Below are 25650 nucleotides of genomic sequence, written 5' to 3' on the forward strand. Positions count from 1 at the left end.
CGCGCCCATTTATGGTTAACGGCCTCTAAATTTGCGCAAATACGGCAACAAATATGGCGGTCTAGCAAAATTATTTTTGTGATCACCGTAACATTCCGTGAGTGGACTCAGCCCTCGGAAAAATTGTTCTAATTTTACCTGATTCTATTGTCTTTTTTCCATGAATGCCGCAGCAAGACTTTATTGACCTTAATCCGCCGGGAATCACGAATATTACAGACTGTAACATTCCGTGATTGYGCGTGGCACTTTTTCGCCACTTTTGAGCGGATTCAAGCCCTCACCGCCCCCAAGGCGCAAGTTCAATAGTTGAGGGATACTCCGTTTTGAGGAAAACCAGCCGTTCTCTAATCACTGCCGCGGCGATTGCAGCCTGTTCTTTCATCCTTCCTGCCGAAGGATTTGCTGCAGCCGGATGTGGTGGTGCTTCGTGGTACGCACTGCACTCCAAAACAGCTTCCGGCGAACGCATGAACCCCGCCACACTGACTGCTGCACATCGCTCGCTGAAGTTCGGTACCAAGCTGAAGGTCACCAACCGCAACAATGGCCGTACGGTCATCGTTCGCGTCAATGACCGTGGCCCCTTCATTCGCGGCCGCGTCCTCGATCTCTCCCGTGCCGCCGCTCAGAACATCGGCATGGTCAGCTCCGGCACCGCCAAGGTCTGCTACGAAGTCGTCGCCTCCCGCTAGGCGTCCATCTGCTTGCGCCGAGGCGCTTGCTCTTGCCGTCAATCGCGTTTACCACGCGCTTGAGACTTGTGAATTATCCGCTGCATCCGTCTTCTTTCCCGCGGATCGTTCACAAGCCGTTGGCAACAGGAGACTTGTGAATGCGTTTGGGCGGCCGCCTCGAAGGGGCGATTTCGGTTCTGGCTGACATCGAGCAGCGAAAGAGACCTGTCGCCGACGCTCTCAAGGACTGGGGCCTGGCGCACCGCTTTGCCGGATCTGGCGACCGCGCCGCGATCGGCAACATCGTCTATGACGCGCTGCGCATGCGGCTCTCGCATGCTTTCCTGATGGATGACGACAGCCCGCTGGCGATTGCCTATGCGGTGATGCTGCGTCAGTGGGGCTTTACACAGGAGAGCCTCGCTGCCGAACTTTCCGGCGACAAATTTGCGCCGCCGGAACTGCCGGATGCGGCAGCCGCCGCTTTCGCAAGCCGCGACCTTTCGTCTGCTCCCGCGCATATACAGGGCGACATACCCGAATGGGTGCAGCCGTCCTTCGAGACTGCCTTCGGCGGCAGCTGGCTTGCCGAGGCCCAGGCGCTTGCCGCCCGCCCGACACTCGACCTGCGCGCCAATATCTTGAAGGCCAGCCGCGAGAAGGCCGTAAAGGCGCTGGAACGCGCAGGCGCGCAGGATGCCAAGATCGCCCGCTACGGCATGCGCATACCGGCCGGCGAAGGTGCCTCAAGACTTCCAAACGTCACGGCAGAGCTTTCGTTCCAAAAAGGCTGGTTCGAAGTTCAGGACGAGGGTTCGCAGATCGTTGCCGATCTGGTGCTGCCGAAGGATGGCGAGCAGGTTCTCGATTATTGCGCCGGCGGTGGCGGCAAGACGCTCGCCATGTCGGCAGCCATGCATAACAAGGGTCAGGTCCACGCTTATGACGCCGATCGCAAGCGCCTTGCGCCGATCATCGAGCGGCTGAAGCGGGCGGGAACGCGCAATGTCCAGGTTCATGACGACGCGAGAGCGCTCGCAAGTCTCAAGGACCGCTGCGACAAGGTTCTGGTCGATGCGCCCTGCACCGGCACCGGCACCTGGCGCCGCCGCCCAGACACCAAGTGGCGGCTGACGGCCAAGAATCTCGACGAGCGCACGAGCCAGCAGCAGGACGCGCTGACCCAGGCCAGCGCCTTCGTGCGGCCGGGCGGCGAACTGATCTACGTGACCTGCTCGGTGCTGCCGCAGGAGAACGAGGAACAGGTCCGCAAGTTCACCGCGGATAACCCGGAATTCTCGATCGCCAGCGCCCTGCCGGCCTGGAAATACCTGTTCGGTGCGGCAGCGCCGCAACCGCGCTCCTCCGACCAGCAGACGATCACGCTGACGCCGGCATCGACCGATACCGACGGCTTCTTCTTCTGCCGGATGCAGCGCAAGGCGTAGGGCGCTTTCGGCACCGTCGCGAGATATCCACGCCACCGCTTGACGCGTTTTTGAAACGCGGACGTTTTAGCACTTGCGATCCTTAAAACCATTCCAAACTAGAGTGTTTGACACCAGTTTGCTTTTGGGCGATGAGACTTGGGCATTTCAGACGGATATCCGTCAAGGAGAGGACCATGAAGCTCAACAAGAATGTCTGCGCAGCACTGGCGCTGGCGGTAGCCCCCCTATCCGCCGCTCCGGCTCTCGCAGCCGCCCCGAAGGCTGCCGAAGTCGTCAAATATTATACCGAAGTCGCGCATGCGAAATACGAAGACTCGCTGAACACGGCCAAGTCGCTCGATGCAGCGATCGACGCCTTCCTGAAGGCGCCGACCGACGAGACGCTGAAGGCTGCCCGCGACGCCTGGATCAAGGCACGCGTTCCCTATCAGCAGACGGAAGTCTACCGCTTCGGCAACCCGATCGTTGACGATTGGGAAGGCAAGGTGAACGCCTGGCCGCTCGACGAAGGCCTGATCGACTATGTCGACGCCTCCTACGGCACCGAAAGCGACGAGAACTCGCTCTACGTTGCCAACGTCATCGCCAACAAGACGATCAAGATCAACGGCAAGGATGTCGACGCATCCAAGCTGACGCCTGAGTTCCTCTCCGGCACGCTGGCTGAAGCAGGCGGCGTCGAAGCGAACGTTGCGACCGGCTACCACGCCATCGAATTCCTGCTCTGGGGCCAGGATCTGCACGGCACCGGACCGGGTGCCGGCGAACGTCCTGCCAGCGACTACGACCTGAAGAATTGCACGCACGGTAATTGCGACCGCCGCGCCGAGTACCTGAAGTCGGCCTCCACCCTGCTGGTCTCCGACCTGCAGGAAATGACCGACAACTGGGCTCCGAATGGCGCTGCCACCAAGCATGTCGAGGAAAATGCCAAGGCTGGCCTCACCGCCATCCTTACCGGCATGGGTTCGCTCTCCTACGGCGAGCTTGCCGGCGAGCGCATGAAGCTCGGTCTGCTGCTGCACGATCCGGAAGAAGAACACGATTGCTTCTCTGACAACACCTACAACTCGCACCTCAATGATGCGATCGGTATCGCCGCTGCCTACATGGGTGACTACACCCGCGTCGACGGCAAGAAGATGACCGGCCCGTCGCTTCACGACCTCGTGGCTGCGAAAGACAAGAAGCTCGACAAGGAAGTCGAAGGCAAGCTGAAGACCACGCTCGACGCCATGCACGCCATGGCCAAGCGCGGCGAGACGGTCGAGAAATACGACCAGATGATTGCCGAGGGCAACAAGGAAGGCAACGCGACCGTTCAGGCCGCCATCGACGGCCTCGTCGATCAGACCAAGTCGATCCAGCGCGTTATTGCCGCACTCGATCTCGGCAAGGTCGAGCTTGAAGGTTCGGACAGCCTGGATAATCCTAACGCTGTCTTCAAGTAAGCAGATAAAGGCGGGCCGTCCTGAAACAGGGCGGCCCGAACTCCGAAATGCCGCGTACCCCTAGCTCAACCACTTCCTCATTCCTGTGCTTGTCACAGGAATCCAGCCACGGCGCGTCTGCGCCGTGAATGACTTGGCCAAAGAGCATTTTCCCGCGCCCAAGGACTTGGGCGCACTGGATTCCTGTGACAAGCACAGGAATGAGGGCGCTGGGATTGCTAGCCAGCAACAAAAGCACCTTGCCAGCAGATCCAAACTGATTTCCCGCATCGCCGCGCTTGCCCTTATGTCGGCCGCTCCGGTCGCCCTCGCCGCCAATTTCGATCTGCCGGTGAAGAGGACCGATCTTTCCGATGCCGACATGAAGCGGGTAGCAGACGTGACGCGCCCGACCTTGGACTTCTCCAAAGCCGAGCCTTACGAGGCGATGCAGGCCGGGGCAGCGACATCAATCGATCCCGTCACCGAAGACAGTTTCTCGCATATCTCCGCCAACATTCCCTTCGAGGAAGAGCAGAACTTCAGGCTCGGCAATGCGCTGTTCAAGAAGCTCTGGGTATCCGCGCCATCCTCGACCCAGGCTTCCGATGGGCTCGGCCCGCTTTTCAACGCACGCTCCTGCATGAGCTGCCACGTCAATGATGGGCGCGGCAAGCCGCCGGAGGGCGGTGCCAGCGCAACGTCGATGGTCCTGCGGCTGGCGCGGCCACCAAAGACATCAGCGGAAGAAAAGGCGATCGCCGATGCCGAAACGGTGAATCTTCCCGATCGGGTCTACGGGCATCAGCTGCAGGACCTCGCAGTTCCTGGCCTTGCCGCCGAAGGCAAGATGGCGATCCGCTATACCGAAAGAAGCGTGATGCTGGCGGGCGGCGAAACCGTCATGCTGCGTACGCCCGAATATTCGGTGACCGGTCCCGCCTATGGGCCGCTAGATCCGGCGACGACAATTTCGCCGCGCGTCGCACCGGCAATGATCGGGCTTGGCCTCATCGAAGCGATCCCTGCGGCAGATATCCTGGCGCATGCCGATCCTGACGACCGAGATGGCGATGGAATCTCCGGCAAGGCGGCGATCGTGCGCGATCACCGCACCGGCGACATCGCGCTCGGCCGCTTCGGCTGGAAAGCGCAGAACGCCACGGTGCGCGACCAGAGCGCCGACGCTTTCTCCAACGATATCGGCATCTCAACCCCCGACCGGCCGGATGCCTATGGCGACTGCACGGATGCCGAGACCAAATGCCGCAAGATGCCGACGGGCGTTCAGAAGCGGCTCGGCAACGAGGAGGCGCCCGGGCCAGTGCTCGACCTCGTGACCTTCTACTCCGCCAATCTCGCCGTACCCGCCCGCCGCAAGGCGAGCTTTCCGGATACGCTGCGCGGCAAGCAGCTATTTTATCAGTCCGGCTGCATTTCCTGCCACATTCCGAAATTCGTCACCCGCCGCGACACGACTGAAAAAGCTCAATCTTTTCAGCTGATCTGGCCCTATTCCGATTTTCTGCTGCATGACATGGGCGATGGACTGGCCGACGGGCAGCAGGTCGGGCTTGCAAGCGGACGTGAATGGCGCACCGCGCCGCTATGGGGTATAGGACTGACCCGGACTGTCAGCGGACACAGCTTTTTCCTGCATGATGGCCGCGCCAGGAACCTCACCGAAGCGATCCTCTGGCATGGCGGCGAAGCAGAAAAAGCCCGCAACGCATTCTCCTCTCTGCCGAAAGACGATAGAGAGGCCCTGATCAGATTCCTGGAGTCCCTGTAATGCGCCTTTGGCAGCCTCTCGTTCTTTCGCTTGCCCTTGCCGGCCAGGCAGCCGCCCAGACGGCAGCGCCTCCCTCAGGTCTCAACGAAGATGCCGTGCCGCAGGTGATGGCCCGGGCCGTCGACGAGGTGATACGTCCCGGCTACCGCAACATGCAGCAGTCAGCGGCCCGGCTGACGACGGTGATGAAAGACCTTTGCGCCGACGGCACGCAGCAGACGCTCGACAAGGCGAAGTCAACCTTCGACGATACGATCCGCTACTGGTCGAATATCGAGATCGTCCAGACGGGACCGGTCATTCACGACAACCTCTTCGAGCACATCCTGTTCTTCCCCGATCGCAAGGGCGTCGGCCTGAAGCAGGTGCAGACGCTGATTGCCAAGGCCGACCCGAAGGATACGACCGTCGATGCGATCGCCGGCAAGAGCGTTGCACTACAGGGCCTGACGGCGCTGGAATACGTGCTCTACGGAAACGGCTCTGAAGACCTGATCAAGCAGAAGAACGGCTTCCGCTGCCAGTATGGCGCAGCCGTTGCCGGCAACATCCAGCGCGAGGCCGGCGAAGTCGTCGCCGCCTGGGAAAAGCCGGATGGCGTGCAGGCGAGCTGGAAGCATCCAGGCCCTGAGAGCGAAGACTTCATGGACAACAAGGAGGCCGTTACAGCACTGCTCGGCATCCTCGTTCATGGCGCCGAGACGGTGCGCGACCAGCGGCTGGAGCAGTTCTACAAGGGCAAGGACACGGCACCGCGCCCGCGCATGGCGATCTACTGGCGCTCCAAGAACACCTGGAAGTCGATGACTGCCAATATCGAGGGGCTGCGCACGCTCTGGCAGAAGGCCGGCATGGCCGAGCTGCTGCCCGCCGACAAGAAGCCTATCGCCGATGCGATCGACGCCAATTTCAAGACGCTGCTCGACACCGTGCCGAAGCTCAACCCTGACATCGACGTCGCGACCAGCGATGCCGAGAAGGCCAAGCTCGATGCGTTTCTGGCGACCAGCCGCGACCTGATCACCCGGATCAGCGACGATTTCGGTGGTGCGGTCGGCCTTTCGGCCGGTTTCTCCTTCTCCGACGGGGACTGATACCGATGTGGCGCAGTGCTGCAATGGATCGCCGTGGCTTCATGAAGGCTGCAGGCGTGACGTTTCTTGCAGCGCTACGGCCGCGCAGCCTGTTTGCGCTCGAGCGCGCCGACACTGTCTACGCCTCGGGCATCCGGGCAGCTGACGGCTCTTTCGCCGTGGCGACGGTCACCGAGCGCGGAGAGATCGTCGACCAGGTGGCCTTGCCTGCCCGTGCGCATGGCATGGCCTTCAGCAAGGCGACCGGTAGAACCGTGGCCTTTGCCCGCCGTCCCGGCACCTATGCGATGATCTTCGACCCCTGGAACAAGGGCGAGCCCGTTGTCATCACCTCGCTCGAGGGACGCCATTTCTACGGTCACGGCGCTTTCTCGCCTGATGGCCGCATCCTCTATGCCAGCGAGAACGACTTCGACGCCAATCGCGGCATGATCGGACTTTACGACGCGACCAACCGCTTCGCCCGGATCGGCGAGTACGAAACCTATGGCGTCGGCCCGCACGACATGACCGTTTCCGATGACGGCAAGATGCTGATCATTGCCAATGGCGGCATCGAGACGCATCCGGATTTTGGCCGCACCAAGCTCAATCTCGACAATATGCAGCCGTCTCTGGCGCTGATCGACGCGGCATCGGGCGCGCTCATCGAGCGGCGCACCTTGCCGCCGCAATGGGCACAGGTTTCGACCCGGCATGTCGATCTCGATGCGGATGGCCGCGTCTGGTTTGCCTGCCAGTACGAAGGGTCGCGGCGCGATCTTCCGCCACTGGTCGGCCACTTCTCCAAGGGCGAGGATCTCACCCTCATCGACCTGCCCGAAGAGACGACGCGGCGGCTCGGCAGCTATGTCGGCGCCATTGCCGTCAACCGCGGCGACCGGCTGATCGGCATCACCTCGCCGAAGGGTGTTTCGGTCACCATCGATGGGCGCACGGGGCGGATGGTTGCAGAAGATGCGCTGCCGGATGCGGCAGGTATCGCGCCCGCGGAACACGGGTTTGCGGTGTCTTCCTACGAGGGTGAATTCCTGTCGACCCAGAGCGATGTGGCATGGGATCAACACATCGTCCGAATTCAGCGAGCAAAGGCGCCTGACATCGCTGGACCGCGGGCCGTACGGCCCTAATTCCGCAGCATGAACAAAGCGCTCACCTATATCGTCTTCATTGCCGTCTCCCTTGGAGGCGGCCTGCTGATCGGCACCAACAATCTTCCCGGCGAATGGTATCAGTCGCTGGCCAAGCCGGTCTTCAATCCGCCGAACTGGATCTTTGGCCCTGTGTGGTCGATCCTCTACGTGCTGATCGGCATTGCCGGCGCGCGGACCTGGCTGCGCGGCCACCTCTCGGCAGCCATGCTGATCTGGGCCGGGCAGATGGTCTTCAACTTCCTCTGGTCGCCATTCTTCTTTGGTGCCGAGATGCCGAAGGCAGCGCTGGTGGTCATCGTTATCCTGCTCGGGCTGGTGCTTGCATTCATTGCCAATCGCTGGTCCTCGGACCGGATATCCGCCACCCTTTTCCTGCCCTACGCCGCATGGGTCGGCTTTGCGACAATTCTCAACGCCTCGATTGCCTACCTGAACTGATTTACCCCTTGGCATCCTTGTCGAATCCGGCGCGCCGTGCCACTTTCGCGGCTCGAAGGGGACAAGGCATGAGCGTCGGTAACAACGGTGATTTCCGCGAACGGATAAGGCAGAGCTTTTCGCGTCAGGCGGCGATGGAGACGATCGGAGCGGAACTGACGCGCGTGGAACACGGCGTCGTCGAGATCGAACTGCCGTTCGACGTGAAACTGACACAGCAGCACGGCATTCTGCACGCGGGCATCATCTCCGCCGCGCTCGACAGCGCCTGCGGTTTCGCCGCCTATACCATGATCGATGCCGATGCCTCGATCCTCACAATCGAATTCAAGGTGAACCTGATGTCGCCAGGCCGCGGTGATCGCTTCCTCTTCCGGGGAGAGATCACCAAGCCGGGCAGCAACATCATCGTCGCAGACGGGCGCGGCTACGCGATCGGCGACGGTCCGGCCAAGCTGATCGCATCGATGACAGGCACGATGATGGTCGTGCGGGGAAGAGAGGGAATTACCGGATGAAGTTCGAACTGAAATCCGTCGCCGGAAAGTCGATCCTGTTCGTGATGGCAGCGGAGGCGGAATACGGTCCATTCCTCAAGTCCCGCTTCGAGCCGTTGATGACCGGTATCGGTCCTGTCGAAGCAGCTGTGGCGATGACCAAGACGCTGACGCGGCTGGATGCCGCCGACGATCTCCCGCAACTCGTCGTCTCGCTGGGATCCGCAGGCTCTGCCAAGCTGGAGCAGACGGAAGTCTACCAGGTTTCCTCGGTCGCTTATCGCGACATGGATGCCTCGCCGCTCGGTTTCGAGAAGGGCAAGACGCCGTTTCTCGATCTTCCTGCGACGCTCGACCTGCCGCTGCGCATCCCCGGCATTCCCGAGGCGACGCTGTCGACCGGCGGCAACGTCATCTCGGGTGCCGCCTATCAGACGATCGACGCCGACATGGTCGATATGGAAACGTTCGCGATCCTGCGGGCCTGCCAGGGATATAACCTGCCGCTGATCGGCTTGCGCGGCATTTCCGACGGCATCGAGGAATTGCAGCATATTTCCGGCTGGACCGAATATCTGCACGTCATCGACCGCAAGCTTTCCTATGCCGTGGACAGCCTCTTTACGGCGCTCGAGGACGGTGTCTTCTGGTTCTGAAAGCCTTGCAGGCAGGGACAATCGGGACAATAAAATCGGCCAGGCCGTGATTTCCCGCATTGCAAGACCGGGTGCTATTCATTAAAGGCTCGCCATGACCCAGACAGCACATCCCGACAGCGTTCTCATCGTCGATTTCGGCAGCCAGGTAACCCAGCTGATCGCGCGCCGTGTGCGCGAAGCGGGCGTCTATTGCGAGATCGTTCCCTTCCAGTCCGCCGAAGAGGGCTTCAGGCGCCTTCAGCCAAAAGCCGTGATCCTGTCCGGCAGCCCGGCCTCGACGGTCGATGAAGGATCGCCCCGCGCACCGCAGATCATCTTCGACAGCGGTCTTCCGGTCTTCGGCATCTGCTACGGCCAGCAGACGATGTGCATGCAGCTCGGCGGCAAGGTCGAAAGCGGCCATCACCGCGAATTCGGCCGCGCCTTTCTTGAGGTCGATGAAGACAGCAAGCTGTTCGAAGGCCTCTGGTCGAAGGGTTCGCGCCACCAGGTCTGGATGAGCCATGGCGACCGCGTTACCGCGCTGCCCGAGGGCTTCAAGGTCGTGGCAACCTCGCCGAACGCGCCTTATGCCTTCATCGCCGACGAGAAGCGCAAATATTACGGCGTGCAGTTCCATCCGGAAGTGGTGCACACACCCGATGGCGCCAAGCTGATCGGCAACTTCATTCACAACATCGCCGGCATCAAGGGCGATTGGTCGATGTCGGCCTACCGCCAGAAGGCCGTCGATACGATCCGCGAGCAGGTCGGCGACAAGCGTGTGCTCTGCGCCCTCTCCGGCGGCGTCGACAGCTCCGTTGCGGCCCTGTTGATCCACGAAGCGATCGGCGACAAGCTGACGTGCGTGCTCGTCGACCACGGCCTGATGCGCAAGGACGAGGCGGCGAATGTCGTCGCCATGTTCCGCGAACACTATAATCTGCACCTGATCCACGTCGACGCGTCCGACAAGTTCATCGGCGAGCTCGAGGGCGTTTCCGATCCCGAGACGAAGCGCAAGATCATCGGGCGCCTGTTCATCGAGACCTTCGAGGAAGAGGCAAGGAAGCTCGGCGGCGCCGATTTCCTCGGCCAGGGCACGCTCTATCCTGATGTCATCGAAAGCGTCTCCTTCACCGGCGGCCCGTCGGTGACGATCAAGTCGCACCACAACGTCGGCGGCCTGCCCGAGCGCATGAATATGCAGCTCGTCGAGCCGCTGCGTGAACTCTTCAAGGACGAAGTGCGCGTGCTCGGCAAGGAGCTCGGCCTGCCGGATAGCTTCATCGGCCGCCACCCGTTCCCGGGTCCGGGCCTAGCGATCCGCTGCCCGGGCGGCATCACCCGCGAAAAGCTGGAGATCCTGCGCGAAGCCGACGCCATCTATCTCGACGAAATCCGCAAGGCCGGTCTCTACGACGCGATCTGGCAGGCTTTCGCGGTACTGCTGCCGGTCCAGACCGTCGGCGTCATGGGCGACGGCCGCACCTACGAATTCGTCTGCGCGCTCCGCGCCGTGACCTCGGTCGACGGCATGACGGCGGATTTCTACCACTACGACATGGAATTCCTCGGCCGCGCCGCCACCCGCATTATCAACGAAGTCCGCGGCATCAATCGCGTCGTGTATGATGTGACGAGCAAGCCACCTGGTACGATTGAGTGGGAGTGACCTTCACTCCCGCTGCCTAAAACCCCAGCGACTGCTGGGCCGGCTCGGGCGGGCCCAGGTTGACGCCTTCGAGTTCCAGCATCTTAGCCTTCGAATTAGACCCGCCAGGTGCTGAGAAGCCGCCGAGCTTGCCGCCGGCGGCGAGGACGCGGTGGCAGGGGATGATCAGGGCGACCGGGTTCTTGGCCATGGCCTGGCCGACGTCGCGGGCGGCTTCCGGGCCGCGGCCAAGTTCCCTTGCGAGCGTGCCGTAGGTCGTCGTCCTGCCCCAGCCGACGCGGCGGGCGGCGGCATAGATTTCCCGGAAGAACTCGTCCTGATTGGACAGATCCACCGCAACATCTGAGAAGTCCACGGTCTCCCCGGCGAAGTAGCGTTTGACGGACTCGATCGTCGCCGCGACCGCGGCCGGCGGATTGGCGCGAAGACCTGATGACAGTCGCTTCAGCAGCAACTGTTCGGTCGAACTTTCAGCCTTTGGCGGCAGCTGGAAGCGAACGATGCCGGCGGCATTCCAGGCTATGCCGCAAAAGCCGCCTGTGGTCTCGAAGATGCAGTAGTGATGCGTTGCCTCGTTCATGACGCAACCTCCATGATTGACTGCCCCAAAGATCGTATGCCTGCGTCCGGCCTTCAACCCGATTCTTGCCCACCAACGCAATCTCAACGCTTCGATTATTTGTTCTCTTTTTGTTCTTGTCAATTCCTGCCCTTGTTGTTAGCCTCTGGTCCTTCAAGAGGAGGCGGCGCTTGCCGGTTGGAGATGGTTGCTCAGAACCAGACGGAATTTTCATTTGGCCGTGCGCCTGACCCCGCGGCGCCGGGTCACGGTGGAGCGGATCGAAAGCCTTGCAATGTCTACTTCGCGCTGCGCCCCGACGAGCGGGCAGCGGAGCAAACGAGGCGCATGGCGGGTGATCTGCGGCGGCGTTTCGGTCTGCGGGAGAAGCCGAAACCCAAGCGCCTGCTCCACGTCTCGCTCTGCCATCTCGGGGAATGGGATGCGATCCCGCCGAGCATGCTGTTCGATGGTCTGGCGGCCGCCGCCGCCGTCAGAATGCGCCCCTTCAAGCTCACCTTCCGGCGCGCCGTGAGTTTTCGCCAAGGCAAGCCGGCACTAGTTCTGCGGGCAGGCGAAGGGCGACAGGAGGTTCTCTCGTTGCATGCGCAGCTCGCCCTGTCACTGCTCAACCGCGGCGTCAGCGTCCGGGTCCAGCCGAAGCTCGAGCCGCATATGACGCTGCTCTATGACTACCGCAGCGTACCCGAAACGATCCTTTCGGAACCGATCGTTTGGACGGCGAAGTCTTTCGTGCTGGTCAACAGCCTCGTCGGCGAAGGCCGGCATGTGGATATCGAAGAATGGCCGTTGCTTGGATGAGGCGCCCCTATTGACGCTTGCGCCGGTACGGCGGAGTTGCTTAAAGCTGCTGCCAGCAGATTTTGCGGAGTGCTGACATGGATACGACCGAGATCATCATTCCTGGCGATACGCCGGGCATCGAATGGCGCCTGCCGGTGCTGCATTTCAAGGGCAGCGACCCGCACGCGCCGCGGATCTACATTCAGGCGGCGCTGCATGCCAACGAGCTACCGGGAACGGCACTGCTGCATTTCCTCTGCCGGAAGCTCAGAGCTGCCGAAGATGCCGGAAGGATCGCCAGCGACATTACCATCGTTCCGCAGGCCAACCCGATCGGCGCGGCGCAATCGCACTTCGGCGAGCTGCAGGGACGTTTCGATCTCGGATCGCGCACCAACTTCAATCGCGACTTCCCGCTGATTTCGCTGCGCGATCGCGATACGCTGGTCGAGGATCTGGACCGGTATCCGGCTACGGATCGTCTCAAGCGGCAGCTGATCCACATGGCACTCGGCGCCGATCTGGTGCTCGACCTGCATTGCGACGATGAATCACTGCAATATGCCTATATCGACGAGGCCTTCTGGCCTGAGGCCGCCGATCTGGCCAGTGCTCTGTCGATGGATGCGGTGCTGCTTTCGGATGGCGAAAGCTCGGCTTTCGAAGAGGCCGTCGGCTTTGCCTGGAAATACGAGGTGCCCGGCGAGAAGCGCAGCCGCTTGCCCGGCAAGCTCTCCGTAACGGTGGAGCTTCGCGGCCGCCGCGACGTCTATCCTGACATGGCAAGCGCTGACGCCGATGGCGTCTTCGCCTTCCTCGCCGCCCGCGGGGCGGTCAGGGACAGCGCCCCTCTCGGTGCTTTTACCGGACCTGCCGTGCCGCTCGACAATATCGAGATGATCCGCACGCCGGTTGCCGGCACCCTTCTTTTCCACCGCGACATCGGCGAGACGGTCGCTGCCGGCGATCTTTTGGCAACCATCGTCACGCGGCCGGGCATGGTCGATGGCGAGACGGAGATCCGTGCCCCGCAGGCAGGCTTGATCGTGACGCGCACGTCCGACCGGCTGGTGCGGCGGCGCGCAGACCTGATGAAGATTGCCTGCGGCGAGCCAAGCACGGCGCTGCGCAAGGCCGGAACGCTGGAAGACTGACGATGGCAACGACGATTTACGGCATCAAGAACTGCGACACGATGAAGAAGGCCCGCACCTGGCTCGAGGAGAATGGGGCGGGCTACGACTTCCACGATTATAAGGCCTCGGGCATCGACCGGGCACATCTGGAAGACTGGGTCCGCAAGGCCGGATGGGAAACGGTGCTGAACCGTGCAGGAACGACCTTCCGTAAGCTGCCTGATGCCGATCGCGAGAACCTGACGCGCGACAAAGCGATCGCGCTGATGCTGGAGCAGCCTTCGATGATCAAGCGCCCGGTGCTGGAGCATGACGGCAAGCTGCTTGTCGGTTTCAAGCCTGATCTCTACGCTGCCGAATTCGGAAAGTGATCATGTCGAAGACGACGCGTGCCACGCAGGTCCTTGCCAGATCGGGCGTCGAATTCACGGTCCATACCTATGACTACGATCCGAACGCCGAACGCGTCGGCCTGCAGGCGGCGGACGCGCTCGGCGAGGAGCCGCACCGGGTTCTGAAGACACTGATGGCCGAAGTCGATGGCAAAGCGGTCTGCGTCGTCGTTCCATCCGACCGTGAAGTGAGCATGAAGAAGCTGGCCGCAGCGTTTGGCGGCAAGTCCGCGAACATGATGAAGCCTGCCGACGCCGAACGGCTGACCGGCTATCATGTTGGCGGCATCAGCCCCTTCGGCCAGAAGAAGCTTGTGCCGACGGCCCTTGAGGAAGCAGCACTTACAGAAGCCCTGGTCTATATGAACGGCGGGCAGCGCGGACTGCAGGTGAGGCTCGCGCCTGGAGATGCGCTCAAGGCGCTGAACGCAAAGGCGGCATCGCTGATCGCCTAGGCCGACAGGTTCTTCAAAAGGTCTGCGAGCGCTTTTGCGGACGCATCGTCGAGCTTCGAGCCGACATGCCTTTCGATCGCCTTCGAATAAACGACCCACATCCGCTCGCGAAGCGTCCGGCCCGCATCGGTCACGACCACCCATCGCCCACGGCCATCCTCCGCAAATGTCTCGCGGCCGACCAGCCCCTCACGTTCGAGCCGGTCGATCAGGCGCGAGAGATTGTATTGCGCCAACAGCGTGCGCTCTTCGATCTCGAAGGGCCGCAAACGGCCATCCGGCGCGCGGACCAGTTCCCACAAGACATCGTACCAGCCGAGCGGCGGCATGCCCGCCTGTTTCAGATCGGCCTCGATTGCCAGAAGCAACTTCTGCTGCGCACGCATGATACCGATCCACGCTTCGGTGGCGGCATCGGATGGGGTGGTCTTCTCCGACATGCATGCAATTACATCTATCTTGACGAATGCCGCAAGCGTATTTATATGCAATTGCATCTATAATGGAGATACCGATGCAGAAGCTGACCCTCATCTCGCACCATCTCTGCCCTTACGTGCAGCGCGCCGCGATCGCGCTCGGCGAAAAGGGCGTCCCCTTCGAGCGTGTTGTCATCGACCTCGACAACAAGCCCGAGTGGTTTTCGAAGATCTCGCCGCTCGGCAAGGTTCCGCTGCTGCTCATCGAGGACGATGGCGAACAGACAGCGCTCTTCGAGAGCGCGGCAATCTGCGAGTATCTGGACGAAACACAGCCGGGACCGAGACTGCATCCTGGCGATGCGTTGCTGCGGGCACGGCATCGCGGCTGGATGGAGTTCGGCTCGTCCATCCTCTCCGATCTCTGGACCTATGAGACGACAAGCGATGCACGGCAGCTGGAAGATAAGCGCAAGGTGATTGCCGGGAAATTCAAAACCATCGAGGCGGAGCTCTCGGCCGGCCCGTTTTTCGCTGGCGATAATTTCAGCCTGGTCGATGCCGTCTTCGCGCCGATTTTCCGGTATTTCGACGTTTTCGATACGCTCGGCGAAAGCAATATCTTCAACGGGCTGCCAAAGGTGCAGGCATGGCGTAGCGAACTTGCGAAACGCCCCAGCGTGCGCGCGGCGGCCGCACCCGATTATCCGGAAAGGTTGATGGCATTTCTTGAAAAGCATCAGTCGGCACTGCTTCGGCAAACGGCTGCCTAGGGCCACATTCTCAAGCGGCGAATTCGATGCATCGAGCTTCATTTTCGCCGCAAACGGGTCTAAGTCTGCTGCCTGCAATTTATCAGGAGGTCCCGACCATGAACTTCATGCCCCAGAACCATTCGATCGACCCGGTCAAGCTGGATAAGCTTGCCGAGGTCGCGGTGAAGGTGGGCCTGCAGCTGCAGAAGGGCCAGGATCTGGTCATCACGGCGCCAGTCGTTGCCATTCCGCTCGTCCGCCTGATCACCAAGCATGCCTACCAGGCCGGCGCCGGCTTGGTGAATGCCTTCTATTCCGACGAGGAATCGACGCTCGCCCGCTATCAGTATGCGAGCGACGAGAGCTTCGATCGCGCCTCCGGCTGGCTCTACGATGGCATGGCCAAGGCCTATGCCAACAATGCCGCCCGGCTTGCCATCGCTGGCGACAATCCGATGCTGCTTTCGGACCAGGATCCGGGCAAGGTCAGCCGCGCCAACCGCGCCAACTCGAGCGCCTACAAACCGGCGCTCGAGAAGATCTCGAATTTCGACATCAACTGGAACATCGTTTCCTATCCAAACCCTTCCTGGGCCAAGCTCGTTTTCCCCAATGATCCCGAAGCGATTGCCGTCGCCAAGCTCGCCAAGGCGATCTTTGCCGCGTCGCGCGTCGATCTCGATGATCCGATTGCCGCCTGGGCAGAGCACAACGGCAACCTCGCCAAGCGTTCGGCATGGCTGAACGGCCAGCGCTTCGCCTCCCTGCACTTCACCGGACCGGGCACGGATCTGACGGTCGGGCTTGCCGACGGCCACGAATGGCATGGCGGCGCATCGACGGCGAAGAACGGCATTACCTGCAACCCGAACATCCCGACCGAAGAGGTCTTCACCACGCCGCATGCGCTGCGTGTCGACGGCCATGTGTCGAGCACCAAGCCGCTCTCGCATCAGGGCACGCTGATCGACAATATTCAGGTGCGCTTCGAAGGCGGCCGTATCGTCGAGGCCAAGGCGTCGCGTGGGGCCGAAGTGCTGAGCAAGGTGCTGGATACCGACGAGGGCGCACGCCGCCTGGGCGAAGTGGCGCTGGTGCCGCACTCCTCGCCGATCTCGGCCAGCGGCATCCTGTTCTACAACACGCTGTTCGACGAGAATGCCTCCTGCCACATCGCGCTCGGCCAGTGCTATTCGAAGTGCTTTGTGGATGGCGCAACGCTCAGCCAGGACCAGATCAAGGCGCAGGGCGGCAATTCGAGCCTGATCCATATCGACTGGATGATCGGTTCCAACAAGGTGGATATCGACGGCATCAGGCCGGATGGATCGCGGGCGCCGGTCATGCGCCAGGGCGAGTGGGCGTAAGAGCAATTCATGCTGGCGCGCGATATCATCGAGCGCCAGCTCTTCAGGTCCCCTAGAAGAGGCTTCCCTGCTTCGAGGATGCCGCCGGTTCACCGGACTTGGCCGGACGCTTCTTTGCTGCAGAAGGCGATCCGCCCTCGGTGGTCACGGCACCGATGCGGCCATCCGAGAATTCGATCGAGATCCCGGCACCTGCCGTCAGCATGGCGGCCTGCGAGACCGGCCGGTCCTCATCATCCCTGATAACGGCATAGCCGCGCTTCAGCACGTTCTTGTAGGAAAGCGACTGCAGCACCCGATCCTGAGCGGCCAGCTCTCCCCGCGCCCGCGTCAGCTGGTGGCGCACGGCCGTGTCGCCATGGCGGGACAGATTGGCAAGGTGATCGCGCATGCGGGCGGTCTGCGTCGTCAGGCGCGCCGGGACAGACGACAGCGTCACGCCGAAGCGCTCGACCCGGCCTTTCAAGGCATCGATACGGCGCTCGACGATGCGCTCGGCCCGCGTCATCCGCTCGGCCAGCATCTGCCGCCGCTCGGTGATCCTGTTGGACAGCACGTCCGGGCGCAGATGCGATGCCACGCGCTCGAAACTGCCGCGCTTGTTGATGGTGTTGAGTTCCAAACCACGCCCGAGACCGGAGGCCGCTTCGTCGAACCGGCGGCGCGGCAGGGCCAGCAGCTGATCGAGCGATGGCAACGCGCGCATCAGCGCCCGCACGGACTGGCGACGATGATCCATCTGCCGTGTGATACAGCCCTGAAGACGGGCGGAAAGGCCGGCGATCTGCGCTTCGAGTTCCGCCTTGACCGGTACCGCCATTTCAGCCGCACCCGTCGGCGTCGGCGCCCTGACATCGGCCGCGTAGTCGATCAGTGTCCAGTCCGTTTCGTGACCGACGGCCGAAATCAGCGGGATGGCGCTTTCGGCCGCGGCACGAACGACGATCTCGTCGTTGAAGCTCCACAGATCCTCAAGACTGCCGCCGCCACGGGCAACGATCAGAACATCGGGCCTTGGCATCTCGCCAGAAGGCTCGAAAGCGTTGAAGCCGCGGATGGCATTGGCCACCTCTTCGCCGGATCCTTCGCCCTGCACCTTCACCGGCCAGACAAGCACATGAACGGGAAAACGATCGGAGATGCGGTGAAGAATATCGCGGATGACGGCGCCCGTCGGCGAGGTGACGACACCAATTACCTTCGGCATGTAGGGAAGGCGGCGCTTGCGCACTGGATCGAAAAGCCCCTCGGCACCGAGTTTGCGCTTCCGCTCCTCGATCAGCGCCATCAGCGCGCCGGCACCGGCCGGCTCCAGCGTTTCGATGACGATCTGGTATTTGGACGATCCTGGGAACGTGGTGATCTTGCCGGTGGCGATAACCTCCATGCCTTCCTCAGGCCGGAAGCGGAGACGCGAGAAAACACCCTTCCAGATGACGGCATCGATGCGTGCGCGGTCATCCTTCATCGAAAAATAAGCGTGGCCGGACGAATGCGGCCCGCGATAACCGGAGATCTCGCCGCGCACGCGGACCTGATCGAATGCGGTCTCGACCGTGCGCTTGATCGATCCCGATAGTTCGGAAACCGAATATTCCGTGAGGTTTGTCGGCGAATCGCCGTCGAAGACATTGCTCATGTCTTCGTTCTATCCGAAGTGCGGCGAAAGATCAGCCGGAAGATCGCCGGTCCGCGGCGTCAATCCACCGGCTTGAAGAGGAAGTACTGGACGCCTTCGGCCTTGGCATAGGGCTGAAGATAATTCGGCACATTGCCTTTGGCGAGCTGGGCGTAGAGGCCGTCTGGCTTGAGTTTTGCGAGCTGCGCCGACGACACATCCTCCTGGCAATAAGCCAGTGCAGTCGCCCCCACGCCACGCAGGAACGCCTCTGCCTCCTTGGGCTCGGCCAGGCCGATATGCAATTCCGTGAGCATGCCTCGCGGGTTGCGGTGATAGGGAGCCGTCAGCACATGCTGGGCGCTGAACCGGAGGATCGGCACGCCCATTTCCCACGGCGCGACGATCATGCCTTGTGGCATGTTGTCGAGCGGCGCTATCGCCTGACGCAATTTGCAGACGGATTCGGGTTCGTCTTCGCTTGCAACGGCGCTGGCCGCCGGGTTCACTTGCATGGCAACAAGATCGCCGGCGACGCCCCAAGCTGCCGGAACGCTGCCGATCACTACGAGGATGTAGCAGAGTGCCGCTGCGATATTTTCCCGGTCCGCATTGGAAACTTTGCGCACATCAATGATCAGAAGGGTCAGAGGCAGGATCGCCAACATGTTCGAGAACGTCGCACCCCGCACCTGCACCAGGGCGATAGCAAAGCTAACCCCGAGCAGGAAAAGAAGCGTCAGGTGAACTTCCACGCGGTCGCGTTGCATGATGCGGAACATGCATATGGCGACACCGAAAAGGCCGGTCGCATAGAAGGCACCCAGAATATACGTTTCGGTACGTGCCATCTCCACGAAGGATCGTGCCTCCGAGATGCTATCCAACCAAAGCTCGACAAGCATCGGATCAAGATTGCTCAGCGGATTCTGCAGGCATTGCGGCGCGATAAGCAGCGCAGAGATCGCGATGCAAAGGCCAACACCGGCGAGTACGGTAAAACGGCCGAGGCGTGGCGCCCTGCTCGCAAAGGCGGCAGCAACGAAGAGCAAACCACCACCGATCGCTGACAGGCTATAGAAACCAAGCGAGAGATTGTCACAGGTTACGGCCGAATAAAGCCGTGGCGGGACGGTGCCCAAGAAGAAGATACTGATGAAGACGGCAAGCGACAGGCCGAAGGCCTTTGCGGCACTCGCATAAACATCGCCATGCCACGCCCAGGCAATCGCAACAATCAGGCAGATGGAGGCGACTGCCGGCGTTGTTTCGGCGCCGATCGCGATCGCGACTGCGGCACAAAATCCGGCGATGGCGAAACTCCATCCGCGATATTTGTCGTCGAGCAGCATTGCCACCATCATAGCGACGAGGCCCATCTGCGCATTGTGATGATCGATCGCGCCGGGCAAGAACCGGCCGCTCGTCAAGATCATCAAGAATGTCAATGCGAGCGAGATGTGCATTGCCAGCGCGCCGCCGATACGGCGGCCGGCGATCGCCATTGCAAGCATCAAGGGCAGGACGAGCGAAATCGGCCAGACCGCCAGCGCCAGCGCCTCGGCTCGCTCTCCGGAAAAGAACAGTCCGAAAAACTTGATCAGCGCGGCAATCGGCAAATCGATCAGGCGCGACCAATGCATCAATGTCCCGCCGACGCCGAGACGATACTGCATGAGATCGAACCAGCCCTGACCGGCCAGCAGATCACGAACCTCGACAAGCCGCATGCCGTCGTCGTTGTCCGGACCGACGTAGTCCTTTGCATACGGCAACTTGATAAGCAGGATCGCCACGAGCAAGACTGCGCTATAGGCGAATACAGAGGGCCAAAGCCGCGAGAACAGCGCCTGAAATCGTGCAAGCTTGCTGCCTGAAGGGGAAATGGCGGTCATCTCTACAGCGTTCGTCATTTCGGGAACTCGTTGCCAGTTCCAGCTGGTTTATCAGCAGGCGATCAAGAAAGAGTAAAACGTGCCAGTTGGGCGCAAGTGGCTGCCTGCGTCATAGCGTCTTATTAAGATTGGCTGACTTATACTGCGCCCCGGCCAAACCCGGTGAGCAAGATCATGAACCGATCGCAGAACGATACTCCATCCATTGCCGTGCTCCTCCCCTGCTACAACGAGGCAGCAACGATCGGCGCCGTGGTTCGCGGGTTCAAGGCAGCGCTTCCCGAGGCACAGATTTACGTCTACGACAACAATTCCACCGACGGCACCGCGCTGCATGCAATGCTGGCCGGCGCAAATGTCGTGCGCGAGCGGCGTCAGGGCAAGGGCCATGTCGTGCGCCGGATGTTTGCCGATATCGATGCCGATATCTACCTGATGGCCGATGGCGACGGCACCTATGCAGCGGAAGACGGCGAAGACCTGATCCGCACGCTTCTTACGGAGCGCGCCGACATGGTGGTCGGCACCCGCCGGAACGTCCGCGCCGACGCAGGCCGTCAGGGCCACGCCTTCGGCAACCGGATATTCAACGTCCTCTACCGGACGATCTTCGGCCCTGATTTTACCGATATCTTTTCCGGCTACCGCGCCTTCTCGCGCCGTTTCGTCAAGAGTTTTCCGGCGGTATCGGGCGGCTTCGAAATCGAGACCGAAATGTCGGTCCATGCCTCGCGCCTGAAGCTGCCGGTCAGCGAGCTCGAGCTCGATTACGGCCGCCGGCCGGAAGGCTCGCATTCCAAGCTCTCCACTTTCAGAGACGGCGGCAAAATCCTCTGGATGTTTGCCATGCTGATGAAGGAAACACGGCCCTTCGCCTTCTTCGGCATCATCAGCGCAACATTCATGCTGGCAAGCCTTGGGTTCATGACGCCGGTGCTGGCGGAATATTTCGCGACCGGTCTCGTCAGCCGCATGCCAACCTGGGTTCTCTCCATGGCGCTGATGATGATCTCGTTCATGCTGTTCACCGCGGGCACGATCCTTGATTCCGTTGCGCGCTCACGGGCGGAGCAGCTGCGCATCCACTACATGGCCGCCGGTGCCGCAAGCCGCCGCGAGCGGCAGCGCGCGGAGCTTTCCGAGGATATTGCCGAGCCAGCGCGCAAGCCTGTCGCGGCTCGCAAGGCAGGTGCCGCGTGAAGAAGCTGCTGCGCTTCGGCATCGCCGGCGGGATTGGCTTCGTTGTCGACGCCGGATTACTGACGCTGCTGCTGCATGTCACATCGCTCGGCCCGTTCATCGCCCGGCTGATTGCGATCGCGCTGGCGATGGTCGTCACCTGGATCTTCAACCGGACATTCACCTTCGACCGCTCGCCGCATTCGCTTGCCGTCGAAGGTTTCCGTTACGGATCCGTCGGGATCACGTCTGCGCTCGTCAATTACGGCCTCTACGCCGCCCTGCTGTTGACGATGCCCGCGCTGCAGCCACTGGCGGCGCTGGTGCTTGCCACCGCCGCGTCGATGTTCTTCAGTTTCTTCGGTTATTCCCGCTTCGTCTTCCGCAGCGAGTGATCAGACCGGCTCCCAGCCATCCTTCTCACTGGCGCGATAGATCGCGTCGATCACCTTCTGGTTCAGCTTCGAATTTTCCAGCGTGACGACCTCTTCCTGCTCGCCCTTGGCGGCGCGGGCAAAGGCTTCCGCCTGCTTGCGATACTGGCGGCTGTCCTGGAAGCGGAAGATGGTCGACTGGTTGTGGGCGCGATTGCTGAGCTCAATCTCCTCGGGGCCCCAGCGGTCAGCATTGAACGGCGACTTCACCTCGATGAAGCCTTCGCTGCCGTGGAACACCATCAGCTGGCGGTTGGCCATCTGCGTCGAGATGTAGAAGCTCAGCTCGAACTCGCCGAAATCGGCCTTAACGCTCGAATAGATATCGGTGCCGAATTCCGGATCGCGCTCAGTAACGGCCTGGATGCGCAGCGGCTCCAGACCGGTCGAGAAGCGGGTGCTGATCGTCGGGTAGACACCGATATCGGGCAGGCCGCCGCCGCCAAGCTCGGGGATGTTGCGCATGTTGCCCGGATCGCGGTTGAAATAGGTGAAGACACCCTGGACATGGCGTAGCTTGCCGATGGCGCCCTCGGCGATCAGCGAGCGGACTTTGCGCCAGACCGGTGCATAGGTGACCATGAAAGCTTCCGAGATCAGCACCTTGTTGCGGTCCCGCGCCGCAATCAGCTTGTCGATCTCCGCAGCCTTCAGCGCGATCGGCTTTTCGCAGAGGACGTGCTTGCCGGCATCCGCCGCCTTGATCGCCCATTCGATATGCTGCGACGTCGGCAGCGGGATGTAGACGGCGTCGATCTTGTCGGATGCCAGCATTTCTTCGTAGGAGCCGAAGGCATGCGGGGCAGAGAAACGGTCCGCCATCTCGCGGGCGCGGGCCAGATCACGGCTGGCGACGGCGCTGACAACGCAATTTTCGGCATCCTGAATGGCGGGCACAACAGCCTCGCGACCGATCTTGGCGGTGGAAATGATACCGAAACGCAGCATGGATGAGCCTCCCAAAGGTTGATTGCGCGCACCTTATTCACCGGGCGGCAGGCAGGCAATGGCGCGGCTGCAGATCACGAAAGTTTGGTTTCCTTCGGCGCCGGGCTGCACTAGGTTATTCTCCGGCGGCGTTCTGCCGTGTCTGCACTTTCAATTAAATCAGCACTTTAGGAGAGCGCCATGGAAATGCGCCGGCTTGGAAAAACAGGTCTTTCAATTTCCCCGATCGTTTTCGGCGGCAACGTTTTCGGCTGGACTGCCGACGAAAAGACATCCTTCGAGATTCTCGATGGCTTCTTCGACGCCGGTCTCAACACGATCGACACCGCAGACGTCTATTCGGCCTGGGTTCCGGGCAACAAGGGTGGCGATTCCGAGGAGATCATCGGCCGCTGGTTGAAGAAGGGGAAGGTGGCGCGCGACAAGGCTGTCATCATCACCAAGGTCGGTTCCGACATGGGTCAGGGTAAGACGCTCAAGGAACAATATATCCTCAAAGCGGTCGAAGACTCTCTGCGCCGTCTGCAGACGGATTACATCGACGTCTATCTCTCCCATTGGCCGGATGCCGATACGCCGCACGAGGAAAGCCTGACCGCCTATGCCAAGCTGAAGCAGCAGGGAAAGATCCGCGCCTTCGGCTGCTCGAACTACGATGCGCCGCTGCTGCAGGCATCCCTCGACGCGGCCGACAAGGCCGGGCTGCCGCGCTACGATGTGTTGCAGCCGGAATATAATCTCTACGAGCGCTCAAGCTTCGAGGGACCGCTTGCCGATCTTTGCGTCAAGGAAGACATCGGCGTGATCACCTATTTCAGTCTGGCCGCCGGCTTCCTCTCCGGTAAATACCGCACCAAGGCTGATACGGAGGGACGGGCGCGCGAGGGGCGTGTTTCCCAATATCTCGACGCCAAGGGCATGCACATCCTCGACGTGCTGGACAAGATTGCCGCTGAAACAGGCGCAACGCCTGCAGAGATTTCGCTCGCCTGGCTGCTGAACAAGAAAGGCGTGACGGCGCCGATTGCCAGTGCTACCAGCCTTTCGCAGCTCGAAAGCCTGGCAAAGGCCGCAAGGCTGCAGCTTTCCAGCGAAGCTATGGCGCTGCTCGACAAGGCAGGCGCCTGAGGAGACAATCAATGACCGTGACGATCCGGGATGCGAGACCTGAAGATGAAAGCCGCTGGCGGGACCTCTGGAAGGACTACCTCGAATTCTATGACGTCACCGTCGATGAAAGCATCACTGATTCCACCTGGCGCCGGGTCTTCGATCCGGCGTCGGCAATCTTCATGCGTGTTGCCGAGGTAGACGGAGCTGTCGCCGGCTTCAGCTTGTCGCTGACGCATGAGGGTACCTGGATCCATGGTAAGGACTGCTATCTCGAGGATCTCTTCGTCGATCAATCGATCCGCGGCAAAGGTATCGGGCGCGCCCTGCTCGACGATCTCGTCGATCTCTGCAGGACGAACGGCTGGTCGCGGCTCTACTGGCATACGAGCGAGAGCAACGCGCGGGCACGGGCACTCTACGACAGCTATGTCGAGAGCGACGGACATATTCGGTATCGTATCAATATCTGAGCGGCGGGAAGCCCCGGTAGAATTCCGAATGGTCGCCCTCCCAGTTGGCCATGCCTGACTTGGTCAGGATACCCAGCGGGCGCACGTAGCTCTGGATGATCCGCCGCGGACGCTCGTGCCATTGAATGTTGAAAGCCCAAAGTTTCGGGAAGAAGCAGAGCGCCGCGTAGGGAAGCTTGTCGTGGATCCACCAGGCAAGCCGCTGCCAATCCTGTTCGTCGCGGTAGGTATCGACCATCCAGGGGACGACAACGCAGGCGGTCGCTCCCATGCAGCCATCGAGATCCCGCATATCCCAGATATGATCGGCTGCCGTCGCCGCATTTGACGAGCAGTTCAGCTTGGCCCTGTTGCCGAAGCCGTTCACTTCGGCGGACCGGTATCCCGACCGGATGTGAAGGCGGCCGAACGTCGCCTGCAGCGGCTCCAGAAGCTCCTCGCAAAGCCGCCTGCCCGCCTCGATCGCCAGTTCCGGATCGTCGGGAATATTCGAAATGCGATAGAAATCGGCGATCTCGGAATGGAGGAAGTCGCGGAAGAAAAAATTCTTCGACAGGCGCGCACGCCCCATGTCTTCCAAAGACTTCATCGATCCCGGCTTTTTCATCAACGCCCTCCTCTTACCACGCAGAGCATCGGCGAATTCGCTGCGTGTTTCCACCCGGTTTCGGCAAAACGGTCGCGATCCCAGGGTTGGTGGCGCGGCGCTGGCCCGCAAAGTAATTCGAGCGACCGCGTGCGCTAGAAAAGCGAAACGGCAGAAAATCGAAACCCCGCACGCGTCATGGATCAATAAAGGCAGCGGATCCGGCGAATAAAACGGCTCGCAACTTATAATACCAAAGGTATTGCGGCTTTCGCACAACCTAGCCTTCTTTTTGCATCGACCGGCACTAGTTAGAAGGCGTGACCGGAAATGGGGGACAAATCATGCCGGATGCCAAGAAGGACAGCGCGAAAGCGATATCAAGCAATCTGTCCGATATCGAAGGCCGTATGCTCGTGCTGGAAATCGTGGCGATGACATCGCTCGCCATGGTGCTCGATACATCCGATCCCGAGAATGCCAAAATCGGTCGAGGCGTGCTCTATCTCATCCGCGAGGCGGTGGAGAAAAAGTGTGAGGAAATGAACCTGTCCGAAGAGGCGACGGATACGGCGCAGGTCTATGTGGAGGAGCTTCTCCAGACAGCGATGCATTCGCTCTTTCCGGAGAAACACTAGAGACAAAGAAAAACAGGCTTCCGCCGGTTTCTCCTT

27 protein-coding genes are annotated in these 25650 nt (G+C 61.2%); 21 read left to right on the forward strand and 6 right to left on the reverse strand.

The genetic code is table 11. From position 1 onward, the window contains the following. The first annotated feature begins 326 nt into the window (after positions 1-326). The 10 genes from AC1DJO_RS13165 (at position 327) to guaA (ending at position 10846) form a co-directional block, all read left to right on the forward strand. Positions 327-695, forward strand: coding sequence for a septal ring lytic transglycosylase RlpA family protein (locus tag AC1DJO_RS13165; protein WP_112385173.1), 369 nt, complete (start codon positions 327-329; stop codon positions 693-695). Between the two features lie 140 nt (positions 696-835). Continuing rightward, positions 836-2125, forward strand: coding sequence for an RsmB/NOP family class I SAM-dependent RNA methyltransferase (locus AC1DJO_RS13170; RefSeq protein ID WP_477970978.1), 1290 nt, complete (start codon positions 836-838; stop codon positions 2123-2125). A gap of 176 nt (positions 2126-2301) precedes the next feature. After that, the gene (locus AC1DJO_RS13175; RefSeq protein WP_477970980.1) at positions 2302-3579 is read left to right on the forward strand and encodes an imelysin family protein; all 1278 of its coding nucleotides are present in this window, start codon (positions 2302-2304) and stop codon (positions 3577-3579) included. Between the two features lie 214 nt (positions 3580-3793). Next, complete coding sequence (locus AC1DJO_RS13180; RefSeq protein ID WP_477971266.1) at positions 3794-5350, forward strand: di-heme oxidoreductase family protein; 1557 nt, start codon at positions 3794-3796, stop codon at positions 5348-5350. Then, positions 5350-6444, forward strand: coding sequence for an imelysin family protein (locus AC1DJO_RS13185; RefSeq protein WP_477970982.1), 1095 nt, complete (start codon positions 5350-5352; stop codon positions 6442-6444). Before AC1DJO_RS13180 ends, AC1DJO_RS13185 begins: the two co-directional genes overlap by 1 nt. A gap of 5 nt (positions 6445-6449) precedes the next feature. Continuing rightward, positions 6450-7574: a DUF1513 domain-containing protein gene (locus AC1DJO_RS13190; protein ID WP_477970984.1), complete on the forward strand. Its 1125-nt coding sequence runs from the start codon at positions 6450-6452 to the stop codon at positions 7572-7574. Positions 7575-7583: 9 nt separating this feature from the next. Next, positions 7584-8036, forward strand: a complete 453-nt coding sequence (locus tag AC1DJO_RS13195) for a TspO/MBR family protein (RefSeq protein ID WP_112514170.1) — start codon at positions 7584-7586, stop codon at positions 8034-8036. A 68-nt stretch (positions 8037-8104) separates the two neighbouring features. Beyond that, positions 8105-8554, forward strand: coding sequence for a PaaI family thioesterase (locus AC1DJO_RS13200; protein WP_112385167.1), 450 nt, complete (start codon positions 8105-8107; stop codon positions 8552-8554). Beyond that, positions 8551-9189: a 5'-methylthioadenosine/S-adenosylhomocysteine nucleosidase gene (locus tag AC1DJO_RS13205; protein WP_112385166.1), complete on the forward strand. Its 639-nt coding sequence runs from the start codon at positions 8551-8553 to the stop codon at positions 9187-9189. The genes AC1DJO_RS13200 and AC1DJO_RS13205 overlap by 4 nt, the downstream gene beginning before the upstream one ends. A 94-nt stretch (positions 9190-9283) precedes the next feature. Next, a complete protein-coding gene (gene guaA, locus AC1DJO_RS13210) occupies positions 9284-10846 on the forward strand; it encodes a glutamine-hydrolyzing GMP synthase (protein WP_477970987.1) in 1563 nt (520 codons plus the stop codon). Positions 10847-10862: 16 nt separating this feature from the next. On the opposite strand, the gene AC1DJO_RS13215 is transcribed toward guaA, so the two are convergent. Further along, positions 10863-11426, reverse strand: coding sequence for a methylated-DNA--[protein]-cysteine S-methyltransferase (locus AC1DJO_RS13215; RefSeq protein ID WP_477970989.1), 564 nt, complete (start codon positions 11424-11426; stop codon positions 10863-10865). A 327-nt stretch (positions 11427-11753) separates the two neighbouring features. Between AC1DJO_RS13215 and AC1DJO_RS13220 the strand changes: the two genes are divergently transcribed. From AC1DJO_RS13220 to ybaK, 4 genes are all read left to right on the forward strand, one after another. Continuing rightward, positions 11754-12227, forward strand: a complete 474-nt coding sequence (locus AC1DJO_RS13220) for a 2'-5' RNA ligase family protein (protein ID WP_477970991.1) — start codon at positions 11754-11756, stop codon at positions 12225-12227. 77 nt (positions 12228-12304) lie between these two features. Next, positions 12305-13363 carry a succinylglutamate desuccinylase/aspartoacylase family protein gene (locus AC1DJO_RS13225; protein ID WP_477970993.1) on the forward strand — a complete coding sequence of 353 codons (1059 nt, stop codon included), beginning with the start codon at positions 12305-12307 and terminating at the stop codon, positions 13361-13363. 2 nt (positions 13364-13365) lie between these two features. Further along, a complete protein-coding gene (locus tag AC1DJO_RS13230) occupies positions 13366-13716 on the forward strand; it encodes an ArsC family reductase (RefSeq protein ID WP_477970995.1) in 351 nt (116 codons plus the stop codon). Positions 13717-13718: 2 nt separating this feature from the next. Further along, positions 13719-14192 (forward strand): Cys-tRNA(Pro) deacylase, encoded by a 474-nt coding sequence (gene ybaK, locus AC1DJO_RS13235; RefSeq protein WP_477970997.1) that lies wholly within the window; start codon positions 13719-13721, stop codon positions 14190-14192. Here the strand turns inward: ybaK and AC1DJO_RS13240 are convergent. Next, complete coding sequence (locus AC1DJO_RS13240; protein ID WP_477970999.1) at positions 14189-14632, reverse strand: MarR family winged helix-turn-helix transcriptional regulator; 444 nt, start codon at positions 14630-14632, stop codon at positions 14189-14191. The genes ybaK and AC1DJO_RS13240 overlap by 4 nt on opposite strands. Before the next feature lie 74 nt (positions 14633-14706). Here AC1DJO_RS13240 and AC1DJO_RS13245 point away from each other — a divergent pair, with 74 nt between their 5' ends. After that, positions 14707-15384, forward strand: coding sequence for a glutathione S-transferase family protein (locus tag AC1DJO_RS13245; protein WP_477971001.1), 678 nt, complete (start codon positions 14707-14709; stop codon positions 15382-15384). A 98-nt stretch (positions 15385-15482) separates the two neighbouring features. Next, entirely contained in the window at positions 15483-16733 is a 1251-nt protein-coding gene (locus AC1DJO_RS13250; protein WP_477971003.1) for an aminopeptidase, read from the forward strand. A gap of 52 nt (positions 16734-16785) precedes the next feature. Here AC1DJO_RS13250 and xseA read toward each other — a convergent pair whose 3' ends face one another. Further along, on the reverse strand, positions 16786-18372 hold the full coding sequence (xseA, locus tag AC1DJO_RS13255; protein ID WP_477971005.1) for an exodeoxyribonuclease VII large subunit: 1587 nt from the start codon (positions 18370-18372) through the stop codon (positions 16786-16788). Between the two features lie 59 nt (positions 18373-18431). Further along, the gene (locus AC1DJO_RS13260; protein ID WP_477971268.1) at positions 18432-20246 is read right to left on the reverse strand and encodes a hypothetical protein; all 1815 of its coding nucleotides are present in this window, start codon (positions 20244-20246) and stop codon (positions 18432-18434) included. A gap of 174 nt (positions 20247-20420) precedes the next feature. Here AC1DJO_RS13260 and AC1DJO_RS13265 point away from each other — a divergent pair, with 174 nt between their 5' ends. Further along, positions 20421-21446: a glycosyltransferase gene (locus tag AC1DJO_RS13265; protein ID WP_477971007.1), complete on the forward strand. Its 1026-nt coding sequence runs from the start codon at positions 20421-20423 to the stop codon at positions 21444-21446. Continuing rightward, a complete protein-coding gene (locus AC1DJO_RS13270; protein ID WP_477938848.1) occupies positions 21443-21820 on the forward strand; it encodes a GtrA family protein in 378 nt (125 codons plus the stop codon). The genes AC1DJO_RS13265 and AC1DJO_RS13270 overlap by 4 nt, the downstream gene beginning before the upstream one ends. Here AC1DJO_RS13270 and AC1DJO_RS13275 read toward each other — a convergent pair whose 3' ends face one another. Next, positions 21821-22807 carry a Gfo/Idh/MocA family protein gene (locus tag AC1DJO_RS13275; protein WP_477971009.1) on the reverse strand — a complete coding sequence of 329 codons (987 nt, stop codon included), beginning with the start codon at positions 22805-22807 and terminating at the stop codon, positions 21821-21823. It abuts the gene before it with no gap. Between the two features lie 180 nt (positions 22808-22987). On the opposite strand from AC1DJO_RS13275, the gene AC1DJO_RS13280 reads away from it, so the two are divergent. Both AC1DJO_RS13280 and AC1DJO_RS13285 read left to right on the forward strand, forming a co-directional pair. Then, the gene (locus tag AC1DJO_RS13280) at positions 22988-23935 is read left to right on the forward strand and encodes an aldo/keto reductase (protein ID WP_477971011.1); all 948 of its coding nucleotides are present in this window, start codon (positions 22988-22990) and stop codon (positions 23933-23935) included. Positions 23936-23946: 11 nt separating this feature from the next. Beyond that, positions 23947-24390, forward strand: coding sequence for a GNAT family N-acetyltransferase (locus tag AC1DJO_RS13285; protein ID WP_112514184.1), 444 nt, complete (start codon positions 23947-23949; stop codon positions 24388-24390). Here AC1DJO_RS13285 and AC1DJO_RS13290 read toward each other — a convergent pair. Next, positions 24380-24997 (reverse strand): hypothetical protein, encoded by a 618-nt coding sequence (locus tag AC1DJO_RS13290; RefSeq protein ID WP_477971013.1) that lies wholly within the window; start codon positions 24995-24997, stop codon positions 24380-24382. The genes AC1DJO_RS13285 and AC1DJO_RS13290 overlap by 11 nt on opposite strands. A 323-nt stretch (positions 24998-25320) precedes the next feature. Here AC1DJO_RS13290 and AC1DJO_RS13295 point away from each other — a divergent pair, with 323 nt between their 5' ends. Then, entirely contained in the window at positions 25321-25614 is a 294-nt protein-coding gene (locus AC1DJO_RS13295) for a hypothetical protein (protein ID WP_112385148.1), read from the forward strand. The last annotated feature ends 36 nt before the right edge of the window (positions 25615-25650 follow it).

It is taken from the genome of Rhizobium sp. 05N430 (assembly GCF_056396985.1).

Excerpts from the sequence above, each read along its gene's own strand:
- AC1DJO_RS13280 (WP_477971011.1), top strand. The coding sequence starts at position 22,988 with ATGGAAATGCGCCGGCTTGGAAAAACAGGTCTTTCAATTTCCCCGATC.
- xseA (WP_477971005.1), bottom strand. The coding sequence starts at position 18,372 with ATGAGCAATGTCTTCGACGGCGATTCGCCGACAAACCTCACGGAATAT.
- AC1DJO_RS13190 (WP_477970984.1), top strand. The coding sequence starts at position 6,450 with ATGTGGCGCAGTGCTGCAATGGATCGCCGTGGCTTCATGAAGGCTGCA.
- guaA (WP_477970987.1), top strand. The coding sequence starts at position 9,284 with ATGACCCAGACAGCACATCCCGACAGCGTTCTCATCGTCGATTTCGGC.
- AC1DJO_RS13225 (WP_477970993.1), top strand. The coding sequence starts at position 12,305 with ATGGATACGACCGAGATCATCATTCCTGGCGATACGCCGGGCATCGAA.
- AC1DJO_RS13250 (WP_477971003.1), top strand. The coding sequence starts at position 15,483 with ATGAACTTCATGCCCCAGAACCATTCGATCGACCCGGTCAAGCTGGAT.
- AC1DJO_RS13200 (WP_112385167.1), top strand. The coding sequence starts at position 8,105 with ATGAGCGTCGGTAACAACGGTGATTTCCGCGAACGGATAAGGCAGAGC.
- AC1DJO_RS13185 (WP_477970982.1), top strand. The coding sequence starts at position 5,350 with ATGCGCCTTTGGCAGCCTCTCGTTCTTTCGCTTGCCCTTGCCGGCCAG.
- AC1DJO_RS13245 (WP_477971001.1), top strand. The coding sequence starts at position 14,707 with ATGCAGAAGCTGACCCTCATCTCGCACCATCTCTGCCCTTACGTGCAG.
- AC1DJO_RS13240 (WP_477970999.1), bottom strand. The coding sequence starts at position 14,632 with ATGTCGGAGAAGACCACCCCATCCGATGCCGCCACCGAAGCGTGGATC.
- AC1DJO_RS13295 (WP_112385148.1), top strand. The coding sequence starts at position 25,321 with ATGCCGGATGCCAAGAAGGACAGCGCGAAAGCGATATCAAGCAATCTG.
- AC1DJO_RS13260 (WP_477971268.1), bottom strand. The coding sequence starts at position 20,246 with ATGACCGCCATTTCCCCTTCAGGCAGCAAGCTTGCACGATTTCAGGCG.
- AC1DJO_RS13285 (WP_112514184.1), top strand. The coding sequence starts at position 23,947 with ATGACCGTGACGATCCGGGATGCGAGACCTGAAGATGAAAGCCGCTGG.
- AC1DJO_RS13265 (WP_477971007.1), top strand. The coding sequence starts at position 20,421 with ATGAACCGATCGCAGAACGATACTCCATCCATTGCCGTGCTCCTCCCC.
- AC1DJO_RS13220 (WP_477970991.1), top strand. The coding sequence starts at position 11,754 with ATGGCGGGTGATCTGCGGCGGCGTTTCGGTCTGCGGGAGAAGCCGAAA.
- AC1DJO_RS13275 (WP_477971009.1), bottom strand. The coding sequence starts at position 22,807 with ATGCTGCGTTTCGGTATCATTTCCACCGCCAAGATCGGTCGCGAGGCT.
- AC1DJO_RS13290 (WP_477971013.1), bottom strand. The coding sequence starts at position 24,997 with ATGAAAAAGCCGGGATCGATGAAGTCTTTGGAAGACATGGGGCGTGCG.
- AC1DJO_RS13205 (WP_112385166.1), top strand. The coding sequence starts at position 8,551 with ATGAAGTTCGAACTGAAATCCGTCGCCGGAAAGTCGATCCTGTTCGTG.
- AC1DJO_RS13170 (WP_477970978.1), top strand. The coding sequence starts at position 836 with ATGCGTTTGGGCGGCCGCCTCGAAGGGGCGATTTCGGTTCTGGCTGAC.
- AC1DJO_RS13195 (WP_112514170.1), top strand. The coding sequence starts at position 7,584 with ATGAACAAAGCGCTCACCTATATCGTCTTCATTGCCGTCTCCCTTGGA.
- ybaK (WP_477970997.1), top strand. The coding sequence starts at position 13,719 with ATGTCGAAGACGACGCGTGCCACGCAGGTCCTTGCCAGATCGGGCGTC.
- AC1DJO_RS13230 (WP_477970995.1), top strand. The coding sequence starts at position 13,366 with ATGGCAACGACGATTTACGGCATCAAGAACTGCGACACGATGAAGAAG.
- AC1DJO_RS13215 (WP_477970989.1), bottom strand. The coding sequence starts at position 11,426 with ATGAACGAGGCAACGCATCACTACTGCATCTTCGAGACCACAGGCGGC.
- AC1DJO_RS13175 (WP_477970980.1), top strand. The coding sequence starts at position 2,302 with ATGAAGCTCAACAAGAATGTCTGCGCAGCACTGGCGCTGGCGGTAGCC.